The sequence below is a fragment of the Sphingobacterium sp. Ag1 genome, from assembly GCF_000988325.1.
Classification (GTDB): Bacteria; Bacteroidota; Bacteroidia; order Sphingobacteriales; family Sphingobacteriaceae; genus Sphingobacterium.
On the sequence record NZ_LBGU01000022.1, the window covers coordinates 21828 to 34678 of the forward strand.

9 protein-coding genes are annotated in these 12851 nt (G+C 39.2%); 4 read left to right on the plus strand and 5 right to left on the minus strand.

What is annotated here, in order from left to right:
- Positions 1-2: 2 nt before the first annotated feature.
- The 5 genes from AAW12_RS03300 to AAW12_RS03320 all read right to left on the minus strand — a co-directional run bounded on the left by AAW12_RS03300 (position 3) and on the right by AAW12_RS03320 (position 6172).
- Positions 3-1361 (minus strand): S41 family peptidase, encoded by a 1359-nt coding sequence (locus AAW12_RS03300; RefSeq protein WP_053003513.1) that lies wholly within the window; start codon positions 1359-1361, stop codon positions 3-5.
- A gap of 205 nt (positions 1362-1566) precedes the next feature.
- Positions 1567-2892 (minus strand): OmpA family protein, encoded by a 1326-nt coding sequence (locus AAW12_RS03305; protein ID WP_046672190.1) that lies wholly within the window; start codon positions 2890-2892, stop codon positions 1567-1569.
- Positions 2893-3036: 144 nt separating this feature from the next.
- Positions 3037-4380, minus strand: coding sequence for an OmpA family protein (locus tag AAW12_RS03310; RefSeq protein WP_046672191.1), 1344 nt, complete (start codon positions 4378-4380; stop codon positions 3037-3039).
- Between the two features lie 90 nt (positions 4381-4470).
- Positions 4471-5313, minus strand: coding sequence for a universal stress protein (locus tag AAW12_RS03315; protein WP_046672192.1), 843 nt, complete (start codon positions 5311-5313; stop codon positions 4471-4473).
- Between the two features lie 10 nt (positions 5314-5323).
- Positions 5324-6172: a universal stress protein gene (locus AAW12_RS03320; RefSeq protein ID WP_046672193.1), complete on the minus strand. Its 849-nt coding sequence runs from the start codon at positions 6170-6172 to the stop codon at positions 5324-5326.
- Positions 6173-6593: 421 nt separating this feature from the next.
- On the opposite strand from AAW12_RS03320, the gene alaS reads away from it, so the two are divergent.
- From alaS to AAW12_RS03340, 4 genes are all read left to right on the plus strand, one after another.
- Entirely contained in the window at positions 6594-9209 is a 2616-nt protein-coding gene (gene alaS, locus AAW12_RS03325) for an alanine--tRNA ligase (RefSeq protein WP_046672194.1), read from the plus strand.
- Between the two features lie 168 nt (positions 9210-9377).
- Positions 9378-10475, plus strand: coding sequence for a TlpA family protein disulfide reductase (locus tag AAW12_RS03330; RefSeq protein ID WP_046672233.1), 1098 nt, complete (start codon positions 9378-9380; stop codon positions 10473-10475).
- Between the two features lie 103 nt (positions 10476-10578).
- Positions 10579-11274 carry a response regulator transcription factor gene (locus tag AAW12_RS03335; protein WP_046672195.1) on the plus strand — a complete coding sequence of 232 codons (696 nt, stop codon included), beginning with the start codon at positions 10579-10581 and terminating at the stop codon, positions 11272-11274.
- 237 nt (positions 11275-11511) lie between these two features.
- Entirely contained in the window at positions 11512-12849 is a 1338-nt protein-coding gene (locus AAW12_RS03340) for a dihydroorotase (RefSeq protein ID WP_046672196.1), read from the plus strand.
- Positions 12850-12851 lie beyond the last annotated feature (2 nt).

Below are 12851 nucleotides of genomic sequence, written 5' to 3' on the forward strand. Positions count from 1 at the left end.
AACTATTTTTTTGACTTATCCTGTATGCTTACATCAATAGGTCTTGTCTGATAGCTGCTGCCTATATATTTGGGACTTAAGACACTCATTTTTTCAGACGTAAGAACAGCCCTTTTAGCACGTGTGTTTTTAGTATTGATTATTTTCAAGACTTCCTGTATTAGTGGATCTCTATTGTCACCTATTGGAACCAAAGGTAAATAGGCAAACTCATCCGTTACTTTCTGCGGAGTAATCCCATTGCCATAATCTCCTTGCCCAATATTATTGTAGATTTTATAGACCATGGGGATCAAATGCCAGGAGCGCTCAGTACCGTGGATCTCTTCGGGGGTGGAAATGGTTGTTGAAGCCATATCTTTACCATAGGTCCTGGCGCCAACCTGAACAATTTGGATATATGGACTTAATCCATTAATCATCATTTCGGATGCGGAAGCCGTATTCGGGCCGGTCAGGATAAAGATTCTCTTTAGTTGTAAACCTTGTTTTAGTATCTCGGTAGCGACAAAGGAATAGCCGTCTGGTTGTCTCTTTAGCGTTGCTTCAAACGTGTCTTCAATGGATTTAAGATTTTTGTTTCCGCGATATCTGGCAAAAATATCATTTTCTTTAACATCCGCCATTAATAGTGCGCAGAATGAGGCGAAGGCGACTTGACCGCCTGGATTATATCGGAGATCGACAATCAATTCCGATATATGTTTTGATTTGAAATCTTTTATTACTTCTAATAAGGAATAGGCTCCGCCGAAATCAAATTGGCTTATAAAAATATAACCGACGTTGGGCGAAGATGAGATGACTTTTGACGTATAGACAACTGGCTGTGAGATATAGGACGATGGAAGGTTGAATATTTTGCCGTCAAGCCGTTTTACTTGGATTGCCGGTAAACGTAGTGATTTGTTTAATAGTGATTGGAAGTTCATCTGATCCATTAATATCGAATTTATATGGGTTAGACTGTCTCCCCTTTGAAGTCCTGCCAAGTCTGCCTCACTAAAAGGAACTACTTGGGTTACTAATTGAATAGGTCCCGACTGATTGTGTAATTGAACCACATCGAAGCCAAAAGTATTTGTTAGCGTATTTCCATAGGTGTCACTGTTTAGGGTTTGTAAGATGGTTGAAAAATGATCTTCAGGATATAGGATGCCTTTGAAAAACAAATCCGGCCTTTGTTGGTAACCTTCGGTTGATTCAATTTTATCGTTCCAGTAGTAGTACTGTTTCATCTGGTCTAATGTCCATCGGTTAATGGTTGCATTTGACCCTGGCTCGTTAAGTGGAGTATCTTTCTTGCATGAGAATAGAAACGATGAAAAAAAAGCTAAAACAATAATTTTTGATTTACGCATTTTTTAAAATTTTGCTGAAATAAAAATACGTATTATGTTGGTGATACTTGTGTTATCTTTTTGTTGTTCAAATGTTTAATTGCTTTAAATAGGGTGGGCTAATGTAGCTTTTACCCTGTCAAAATGAGAGTTCTATAGGGGGGATTAAAAAAAGGCATCACGGTGAAGTGATGCCTTTGGTTTGTCATAAATCGAAGAATATCGATTAGTAAAGCGTAAACTCTACGCGGCGGTTTTGTTGACGACCATCCGCAGTTTTATTTGATGCGATAGGTTGGTCAGGACCATATCCTGTAGCTTCAATACGTGATGCATTAGCACCCTGTGATACAAGGTATGCTTTTACTGATTCAGCACGTTCTTTTGATAAACGCATGTTCAATTCACGAGAACCTGTATTATCGGTGTGACCAGCTAGTTTTAAGCTGAAATTTTTCTCGATTAACAGTTCGGCTACTTTATTCAATGTCGCGTATGACGTAGGACGTATTGTCGCTTTTCCTAAATCGAATTCTAAGTTCTTAATGGCATCTGCAACGACTTTTCGGTCAGCCTCTGTCACAACAACCTTTTCAACCACTCTAGTTTCGTTTTTCACAACGATTGGACAACCTGCGCCGTCTACCTGTACACCTGAAGGTGTGCCTGGACATTTATCATACTTATTAGCTACACCATCGCCATCATCATCTTTCAAGTCACTGTTTAGGCCATCCAATTGATTTTGTAGCGCTTGGTTTTTAGCATTTAAAGCGTCATTTTGCGCCTTAAGATCATCATATTTTACCGTGTAGTCGTTCACTAAAGTAGCGACGGGGTTTGAATTGTTCAATGCAGGTTTGCTGCTGCTGCCCAATGCAAACTCTAAGCCACCGTGAATGTAAGTAAATAAATCGTTTTTATATTGGCCGCCTCGAATACCATCGAAGTTTTGGTTAACCCAGTTTAATTGGTATCCGAGCTCAAGGTTGATTCCTTTGGCAACAGCAAATTTAAGTCCCATATCCAATGGTACATATATCTTAGAAATACCATCGGCTTCTTGAGAAGTAGAACCTGTCGTCAACGTTGTTTTGCTATTCATGACACCAACACCAATTGACGCATAAGGTTTGATAAAACTGTTGAAGAATCTCCAATTGGTATTCGCCGCTTGGAACTCTCCAGACAAGGCAGCAGACCAAGGCGTTTTCGCTTCAAAAGATTGTGTACCATCTTTAAATGCACCACCTGTTTTACCACCAAAGTAGCTCGCTTTAATGCCAAAAGAAGGAGAGATTTGTTTCTTGATATAGGCACTGTAACCCAAGTTCCAAGCTAGATCGTCGTATCCTTCACGATTGAATCCAGCAATGTTAGTCTGATTTGTCACCCCCGCGCCGATACCGATAGACCATGTTCTGTATTGCGTAGCAGGACCAAATGGGGTTGTCCCTTCAATAGATGATACCTTTGTACTTTGAGCAATTGCAGTATTGGCAAATAAGCCTGCAGATGCTAAAGCAAGTGCTAATTGTAATTTTAGTTTCATAGAATTTGTATTTGTAAAACCGATGCAAAAGTAATGGATTAAAAATTAAGTTAGCAATCGATTTGTAGTTGATATATGACAATTGGTAAACAAAAAGGTGTTTTAATTTAAAAACACCTTTTTGCTGGTGTAATTTATTAGTTATTAATAAAGTGTGAACTCAACGCGGCGGTTTTGTTGACGACCCGCTGCATTTTTATTGGATGCAATTGGTTGGTCCGGACCATATCCAGTCGCTTCGATACGCGACGCATTGGCACCTTGAGATACTAAATATGCTTTTACAGATTCTGCACGCTCTTTTGATAAGCGCATATTTAATTCACGTGAACCTGTATTATCAGTGTGACCTGCGAGTTTTAAACTGAAATTCTTTTCGATTAATAATGCAGCAACTTTATTCAATGTGGCATACGAAGTGGAGCGAATCGTTGCTTTGCCCAAATCGAATTCCAGGTTTTTAATGGCATCAGCAACAACTTTTCTGTCTGCCTCAGTAACCACGACTTTCTCTACGACTTTAGTTTCGTTTTTCACAACAATTGGACAACCCGATCCGTCAACCTGAACACCTGAAGGCGTGCCCGGACATTTGTCATATTTGTTGGCAACACCGTCGCCGTCATCATCTTTTAGATCATTGTTTAAGCCATCTAGTTGACCTTGCAAAGCTTGATTTTTAGCATTCAATGCATCGTTTTGAGCTTTCAAATCATCGTATTTAACTGTGTAATCATTCACGAGGGTTGCTACAGGATTTGAATTATTCAATGCAGGCTTGCTGCTGCTGCCCAATGCAAATTCTAGCCCGGCATGTGCATAGGTGAATAGGTCATTTTTGTATTGTTGGGGTGGGTTCGTATTATAACGATTGTCAAATCGTTGATTCGCCCAATTCAATTGGTATCCTAACTCAAAGTTGATCCCTTTTGCGACAGCGAATTTCAAACCGAAATCTGCGGGTACAAAGATCTTAGAATAGGAATCCCCATATTCGCCTCTGTTTCCACCTGCAATTGCAGCAGTTTCAGCATTCATGACCCCGACACCAATCGATGCATAAGGTTTGATAAAACTATTGAAAAATCTCCAGTTGGTATTAGCTGCCAAGAACTCACCCGATAGCGCAACAGACCATGGTGTTTTGGTTTCAAAGCCAGTTTGCTTGTCGCTGTTATCATATCCAGCTGTCTTTCCTCCGAAATAAGTTGCTTTCAGTCCGAAAGATGGTGAGATTTGTTTCTTGATATAAGCACTATATCCTAAATTCCAATCCAGTTTATCATAGCCACCATTGTTAAATTTGGCGATATTCTGCAAGCTGGTAACACCGGCGCCTACACCGATAGACCAAGTTCTGTACTGTGTTGCCGAACCTAGTGGAGTTGTGCCCTCAATTGATGCTTCTTTTGTGCTTTGCGCAAAGGATGCGGTGGATAAAATTCCTGCCGCAACAAGTAATCCTGATTTTTTAAGGCTAATTTTCATAATGCGTGTTTGTAAAATTATCTACTATAATACTGTTGTTAAATTAACTCACTGAACACTCTTGCAATAAATTTGCCAAAAATTATTTGGTTACTCTACACGTCCAAAAAAGTTTGGCACCTCAATTTCAAAAGCCAGATGCTTAACAATATTTTCTGTAAAAATGTTTTGGAAAAAAGTTTTCCTACTTTTTGTAATCAAAATAACATCAACATCTTCATCCCTGATAATGGTATGAATACCGTTTGCAATATTCTCTCGGGAACCTGCAAAATAACTTGGCGATTTGATGATATAGGAAATGTCCTCGATACCGGTTTCAGCAATGATCTCTTCAATCCAATTTTCAAGTTTATTTCCTAATGTGCTGATTTCCATTTCGTTTTTATTGATGTGAATAAGCTGCAAATGAAAGTTTTTTCCGTACAATGGTATCGCTTGTTTGAGGACTTCAAGTTCTCCGGGTTTGAAATTTGTCAATAAAGCAATGTTGTCATTTTTGAATTTTATCGCATTTTTCGGGATGGCTAAAACGGGGATCTTCGACTCTTTAATGACATCATAAGTATTGCTTCCGATCAACACAGATTCGAGTCCGGTAACTCCTTTTGTACCCATAACCACGGTTTGATAGTTCTCTTTTATCTCTTGTTTTTCCAATGTTTCGGCCAAAATACCATTGGCAAATAGGGTAGAAATTTTAAGCGAAGGATATTCCTGTAGAAGTTCGGCTACAAGTTTTTCCATCTGATGGCGGGCTTCTCCCTCGGTGGGGTCCACTAAATGCTTCGCATTTGCAAATTTGTTGATATGTGAAGTGAACGAATGAAAGAGTGTAATCTCATCATGTGTTGTCGCTGCGATTTGAGCTGCATAAAACGCGGCAATTCGTGCGTTTTCGGAATAATCTACGGGTATTAATAGTTTAGACATGGCTATAAGGTTATGCTTTAGTGAAAAATATTGGAACTAAGGGATGACTAAATAGTGCTTTTGCAACTGAACGCGTAAAGACACGTTCAAAGAACGATTTTCTCGATCGTGTCACCAATAATATTTTGATCTTTTCCTCATGGATCATCTCATTAATGACTTCCGGAACTGTATCGAGGTCTTCAATATCACCCTGTATTGAATCGACCTCGATAGCAATGTTGGTCACACCGATATATTTTTTGATCTTATATTTCCATACTTCAAGCTTGTCTTCGATTCTGTTTTCTGATGAATGATCGTAGTGAACATGCATCAATTTTAATTCAAAGTCTTTGCCGATAATGTTAACAAAATCCTGTACGGTCTGTACCTCTTCTTCTTTAAAATTAGACAGTAAACCAACTTTGTCAATAGGTGTAAAGGTAGCTTCAGTTGGAATGGCCAAGACAGGTATCTTGGCTTTTTTGCTGATGACATAGGTTGTGCTGCCGATTAGCTGGCTATCGTCATTGGTGATGCCCTTAGTACCCATGATGACAAAATCAAACCGATTAGGAGTGGCGAGTTCCGGCAGCGTTTCTGTAATCATACCGCGCTCACATTGCGTTGTTAGTTCAACCGAAGGATGCTTTAATTTTATTGATTCTGCCAGATTTTTGATCAGGATATCAGCTTTGAATGTTGAAGAATTAGCCTCATTACGGCCATTTTCCTCTTCAAATACTGCAGAAGCCGAAGTATAATTGTGGTAAAGATGGAGTGAATATCCTTTTTCGAGAGCAAGATCCACTGCGTAATTTACAGCATTATTAGAATGAGCCGAAAAATCTACCGGTAGTAGAATGTTTTTTTTCATTAGAAGGAATTTAATCTACAAAATCTAATCTTATTTATTTTGCCTTTAGGGAATATGCGTGAAAGTGTACTAGATTCCCTATCTTACTATCAAATGTAATAAAACAAATGTAATTGTGAATGACCTTAAGTCAAATAGTTTTTGTTGTTTTACATGTTGAATTTGACGAGCTTTAGACAAATATGAATAACGAATAACACTTTTAAAATGTTGTATTTAATATCAGTTTGTGATTTCTATCACCTATAAAATACCTGTGCCCTAATTGTCTGTATGTTATGTCCTGATTTTTTTGTTTGAAAAGTCAATATTGATTTTTGATCGTTTAGAGAAAACAGTCGTTTCAAGGTCAATATATGGAATTCTACATTGCATAACCTACCAATTTTGAGTAAGTTTGCACATATTTTTAGATAATTAAATGACAAGTAGAGAAATTCGTCAAGCCTTTCTGGACTTTTTTAAAAGTAAAGGGCATCAGATAGTACCTTCGGCACCAGTAGTTGTAAAAAATGACCCTACATTAATGTTTACCAATGCGGGGATGAATCAATTCAAAGATTTGTTTCTTGGTGAAGCACCCATCAAATTTCCACGTGTTGCCGATACACAACGTTGTTTGCGTGTTTCCGGCAAACACAATGATTTGGAAGAAGTAGGGATTGATACCTATCACCATACATTGTTTGAGATGTTAGGAAATTGGAGCTTTGGTGATTACTTTAAGAAAGAAGCTATTGCTTGGGCCTGGGAACTGTTGACAGAAGTATATAAGTTAGACAAGGATCGTTTATATGTAACTATTTTTGAAGGGGATGCAAAAGAAGGTTTAGAACGTGATATGGAAGCTTTCGATTTCTGGAAAGAGTGGATTGGCGAAGATAGAATTCTCCTTGGAAACAAAAAAGATAACTTCTGGGAAATGGGCGAGACAGGACCTTGTGGGCCTTGTTCCGAAATTCACTTCGATATGCGCAGTGCAGAAGAGCGTAGACAAACTTCAGGACAGAGTTTGGTCAATGCAGACCACCCTCAAGTAATTGAGATCTGGAATCTTGTTTTTATGCAGTTTAATCGCTTGAAAGATGGTTCGCTTCAGTCATTACCAGCTAAACATGTTGATACAGGAATGGGCTTTGAGCGTTTGGTGCGATGTATCCAGGGTAAGACCTCCAATTATGATACAGATGTATTTACACCTACCATTGATTTTATTTCTGGGAAGTCAGGCATAAAATACGGTATAGATGAAAAGTCTGATATTGCTATGCGTGTAGTGTCTGATCACATTCGTGCGGTTAGTTTTGCAATTGCCGATGGTCAATTGCCATCTAATAATAAAGCTGGTTATGTGATCCGTCGTATTTTACGTCGCGCGGTACGTTATGCTTATACATTTTTAGGTTTTAAGACTCCTTTTATCAACGAACTCGTCCCTGTGTTGGCATCACAGTTTGCCGGTGTATTCGACGAACTGATTCAACAGCAGGATTTTGTACAGAAAGTAATCTTAGAGGAAGAAGTTTCTTTCCTAAGAACATTGTCTACGGGGGTCCAACGATTTGAAAATTATGTAGAGGATCACAGCGTAATTAATGGTGATTTTGCTTTCGAGCTTTATGATACTTACGGATTTCCGATCGACTTAACTGAATTATTGGCCCGAGAGAAAGGGCTAACGGTTGATATGGAAGGTTTCAACCAAGCACTTCAAATTCAAAAGGATCGTTCTCGTGCTGCCACTGCTATAGATACAGGTGATTGGGTTGTGGTAAATGATGATGAGGGATTTGAATTCGTAGGCTACGACACATTAACTGCCGTTACAGAGGTTATTAAATACCGTAAGGTTGTAGCAAAAAATAAAGAGCAATTCCAATTGGTGCTTTCTGTTAGTCCTTTTTATGCTGAGGGTGGTGGCCAAGTTGGTGACTCCGGAGAATTGGTTTCCGAGGAAACGGGCGAAAAGATTTATATCACGGATACAAAAAAGGAAAATGGTCTATTTGTACATTTTACAAACAAATTGCCATTAGAATTGAAAGGAACATTTGTTGCTCAGGTCGATAAAACCAAAAGAATCGATACCGAAAACAATCACTCGGCTACCCATTTATTACATGCTGCGCTAAAACAGGTGCTAGGAAGCCATGTGAATCAAAAGGGATCATTGGTCAACGCCGATATTTTACGCTTTGACATCTCTCATTTTGCGAAAATGACTGACGAAGAGATTAAACAAGTTGAAGATATTGTCAATGCTAAAATTCGTGAAAATATTCCGCTGAAAGAGGAACGTAATGTCCCTTATCAACAGGCATTAGACTCGGGTGTAACAGCACTATTTGGTGAAAAGTATGGCGATTTTGTTCGTGTGATCACCTTTGAAGATCAATATTCTAAAGAATTATGTGGTGGTACGCATGTCAAAGCAACTGGTCAAATTGGGTTTTTTAAAATTGTTTCTGAATCTGCTGTTGCAGCCGGTGTACGTCGTATTGAGGCAATTACCGGAACTCGTTCAGCTTCGGTTATCCGTGAGCATTTCGAATTGGTGCATCACCTGAAAGAGCTTATGAATAATCCAAAGGATTTCGTTTCTGCATTAGGTAAAATCATCGACGAAAATGGCGCTTTGAAGAAAGAAGTCGAGAAAAGCATTACAGAAAAATCCTTGGCATTGAAGTCAGATCTGGAAGCGAAGATTCAACAAGTTGGATCTATAAACTTCTTGTCCACAATTGTTGATCTGCCCAATGCCGAAGCTGTGAAAACCCTAGCCTATGCGGTTAAGGGGGCGGTTAACAACTTGTTTTTGGTCATCGGTGCTGAGTTTGAAGGTAAACCAAGTTTGACCGTTGTCATATCAGATGAATTGGCCAAAGAAAAAGGGTTGAACGCAAGTCATATTGTTCGTGATTTAGCGAAGGATATCCAAGGCGGCGGAGGTGGTCAACCATTTTTCGCAACAGCTGGAGGTAAGAACCCTGCTGGATTAAAGCTTGCAATTGAGCGCGCAATAGATTTTTTGAAATAAATTTTATACAATACCAAGCCATCAGATTTATTCGACATCTTCGTTGGAAGATCCGGATAAATCTGATCGTTTGCACGATTCTTTAAGTTGTGACATGTAACGTGAATCAAACGGAGCAAAGCCATTTGCGTAATGGGGAATAGGTACTTAATAAATAAAAATAAACGGATGAAAAAGGCAGTTTTTTTAGCAGTAGGGATCGTTGGTTTGATGATGGGTTGCCAAAATAAAGAGCAGTTTACCATCGCTGGAAATGTCGAAAATCCTGGCAATATCAAAGTTATTTCATTATATGAAGGTGATACCAAGCTGGATTCTATGTTTTTTGGCGATAATAACAAATTTCAGTTCATACGACCTGCTAGCCAATCCAGACTGTTGTCTTTGCGTATAGGTAAAAATCGGTATGATTTGATTGCTTCTCCGGGGGAGACGATCACATTTAAGACAGATCTTCACAAAGATGTAAATGATTATCAGGTGGATGGTTCTGAATTGTCAAAGACGATACAGCCTTTTGCCAAAGAGCGAAATTATCGCGATTATCTACAGGACTCCTTACAGTCGGTGTTTTCTAAGCTAACAGCCAATTCAACAGCAGCTGAGATCGAAAAGATTCGTGCTGAATATAAATCAAAGTTTGCTGAAGAATTGCGTACATATACAAAAAAAGCCGTCGATTTCTCTAATAAACACAATGATCTTGCAGGTTTTTATGCGATCTCTACCTTAGATCCCGAAGTCGCCGAAAATGAAATCATTACCTATGCAGAGAAAATAAAAAATGAATTTACGGAGAACAGATATGTGACACAGTTTAAAGAGGAGACCCAAAAGCTGAAAAAAATGGCAATTGGGCAACCTGCTCCCGAACTGACTTCATTTACGCCTTCCAACAAAGAGGTAAAATTGTCCAGTTTTAAAGGTAAATACACTTTAGTGGACTTTTGGGCTTCGTGGTGTATGCCTTGTCGTCAGGAGAACCCCAATCTCGTTAGGTTGTACCATACTTACCATGCTAAAGGCTTTGATATACTCTCCGTTTCATTTGACGATAATCCAGGTTCGTGGATGCGTGCTATCGAAGATGACAAGTTGACTTGGACACATGTATCAGATTTGAAAGCTTGGAGCTCACCCGTTGTTATTGATTACCGTGTGAAAGCCTTGCCTACCTCCTATATTCTCGATCCGAACGGCATTATTATAGCAAAGAATTTGCGCGGAGAGGAGCTGGAGGCATTTTTGAAGAAAACAATTAAGTAGTCAATGTGTTATTGTTAAATATTATATTACTTAATAATTTGGTAACATTAGATTAACTGATTGTTATCATTTTGTTTATAATTTAGCAAAAAAAATAAGACAAATGAGTTCTTCGAAACAAAAGATTTTAATTGTTGATGACGAAAAAGATATCTTGGATTTAATTGCATTCAACTTAAATCGTGAAGGTTATCAGGTCTCTACAGCGCAAAATGGAGAAGAGGCAATCAACGTTGCCAAACAAGTAAATCCGGACCTCATCATTTTGGATGTGATGATGCCAAAGATGGACGGAATTGAAGCTTGTCGCATCATGCGCGCAATGCCTGAATTCAAGAGTACATTCATGGTGTTTTTGACTGCTAGAAGCGAAGAGTATTCGGAGATCGCAGGATTTCATGTCGGTGCAGACGACTATATTGCAAAGCCGATCAAACCGCGTGCGCTAATGAGCCGCATCAATGCTATCTTAAGAAGAAATGCTTCCGAAGAGTCAGATGCTGCCGTTCAGGATAAAATTGAAATTGCCGATTTGGTTATTGATCGAGATTCTTTCTTAGTCTACAAAGGGGAACAAAAGATCGTTCTTGCAAAGAAAGAGTTTGAGCTATTATATTTGTTGGCTTCAAAACCGAATAAGGTGTTTACGCGTGAACAGATCTTAAAGAGCATCTGGGAAGATTCTGTTGTTGTGACTAACCGTACAATTGACGTTCACATCCGCAAGCTGCGTGAAAAGATAGGAGACGATTATGTAACCACTGTAAAAGGAGTGGGATACAAATTCGATAAAGAATAGAGAAAGAGGCCAAAGCCTCTTTTTTTATTGATTAACTTTCCGCAGTATAGATTCGATACGATTCGCCTTGCGCCAAATCTGTACAAATATGGAGCAGATGTTTCCAATTTAACATAGGGGAAAGGAGCGGATTTAGTGAAGGAATTGCCATCGTTATAGGGAACTCTTTCTCGAGATGACTTGATATCACCGCAACAAATCTTTACTTTTGACCTAAAGCAAAGTAAAAATTTCAACATGTCATCTATTCTTATAAAATCTGCACAACTAGTTAATGAAGGTAAAGTTGAGGTTGCTGACGTATATATCAGCAATGGTCGAATCGAAATGATTGCTCAGGAAATTAATCATCCTGCTGATCAGGAGATAAATGCTGAGGGGCTACACTTGCTACCGGGACTTATCGATGACCAGGTTCATTTTAGAGAACCCGGGTTAACTTATAAAGCGGATATATGGCATGAGAGTCGCGCCGCAGTTGCCGGTGGGACAACCTCCTTCATGGAAATGCCTAATACTGTTCCGAATACGTTGACCCAGCAGTTGCTTCAAGATAAATATGATATTGCAGCAAAAAATGCATTGGCCAATTACTCATTCTTTATGGGGGCGGCTAATGATAATCTTGAGGAGGTGCTTAAAACTAATCCAAGGGACGTCTGTGGTATCAAAGTTTTTATGGGTTCATCTACAGGGAATATGTTGGTGGATAATGAAAAAGCGTTGGAAGGGATCTTTGCGAATGCTCCGACCTTGGTGGCTACGCATTGTGAAGACGAGGCGACGATAAAGGCAAATCTGGCCCTATTTAAGGAAAAATATGGTGAGGACGGATTGAAAATTGAGATGCATCCATTGATTCGTTCTGAGGAAGCCTGCTATTTATCCTCGTCGAAAGCTGTCGAATTGGCAAAAAAGCATAATACACGCTTGCATATCCTTCATATATCAACAGCCAAAGAAATTGCATTATTTAGTCATGATATTCCATTAAAGGATAAAAAAATAACGGCTGAAGCTTGTATCCATCACCTTTGGTTTTCTGATCAGGACTATGCTTCAAAAGGTAATTTTATCAAATGGAATCCAGCTGTAAAAACCGCCAATGATCGCGACCAAATTCTAAAAGCTTTATTAGATGGGCATATCGATGTGATAGCGACAGATCATGCTCCGCATACAATGGAGGAAAAATCGCAGCCCTATGCTTCAGCGCCAAGCGGAGGACCTCTTGTACAGCATGCATTGCAAGCCTTGTTAGATATGGTCAAAGCGGGAAAAATGACCCTGGAACAATTGGTGCAGAAATCTGCACACAATACGGCTACATTGTTCCAAATCGAAGATAGAGGTTACATTCGTGAGGGTTATTGGGCCGATCTTGTGTTGGTCGATCTGAATAAACCTTATACGGTTTCGAAAGCAAATATCCTGTCAAAATGTGGCTGGTCACCATTTGAGGGACACACATTTAGCTCGACGATTGAACATACTTTTGTATCAGGTAAACTTGCTTTCTCCAATGGGCAACTTATTGAGAAAGGTGCTGGTGAACGTCTGTTGTTCAACCGATAGTA

What these genes read in the sequence shown, in the direction of transcription:
- AAW12_RS03300 (WP_053003513.1), bottom strand. Translation starts at nt 1,361, where the DNA reads ATGCGTAAATCAAAAATTATTGTTTTAGCTTTTTTTTCATCGTTTCTA.
- AAW12_RS03305 (WP_046672190.1), bottom strand. Translation starts at nt 2,892, where the DNA reads ATGAAACTAAAATTACAATTAGCACTTGCTTTAGCATCTGCAGGCTTA.
- AAW12_RS03310 (WP_046672191.1), bottom strand. Translation starts at nt 4,380, where the DNA reads ATGAAAATTAGCCTTAAAAAATCAGGATTACTTGTTGCGGCAGGAATT.
- AAW12_RS03315 (WP_046672192.1), bottom strand. Translation starts at nt 5,313, where the DNA reads ATGTCTAAACTATTAATACCCGTAGATTATTCCGAAAACGCACGAATT.
- AAW12_RS03320 (WP_046672193.1), bottom strand. Translation starts at nt 6,172, where the DNA reads ATGAAAAAAAACATTCTACTACCGGTAGATTTTTCGGCTCATTCTAAT.
- alaS (WP_046672194.1), top strand. Translation starts at nt 6,594, where the DNA reads ATGACAAGTAGAGAAATTCGTCAAGCCTTTCTGGACTTTTTTAAAAGT.
- AAW12_RS03330 (WP_046672233.1), top strand. Translation starts at nt 9,378, where the DNA reads ATGAAAAAGGCAGTTTTTTTAGCAGTAGGGATCGTTGGTTTGATGATG.
- AAW12_RS03335 (WP_046672195.1), top strand. Translation starts at nt 10,579, where the DNA reads ATGAGTTCTTCGAAACAAAAGATTTTAATTGTTGATGACGAAAAAGAT.
- AAW12_RS03340 (WP_046672196.1), top strand. Translation starts at nt 11,512, where the DNA reads ATGTCATCTATTCTTATAAAATCTGCACAACTAGTTAATGAAGGTAAA.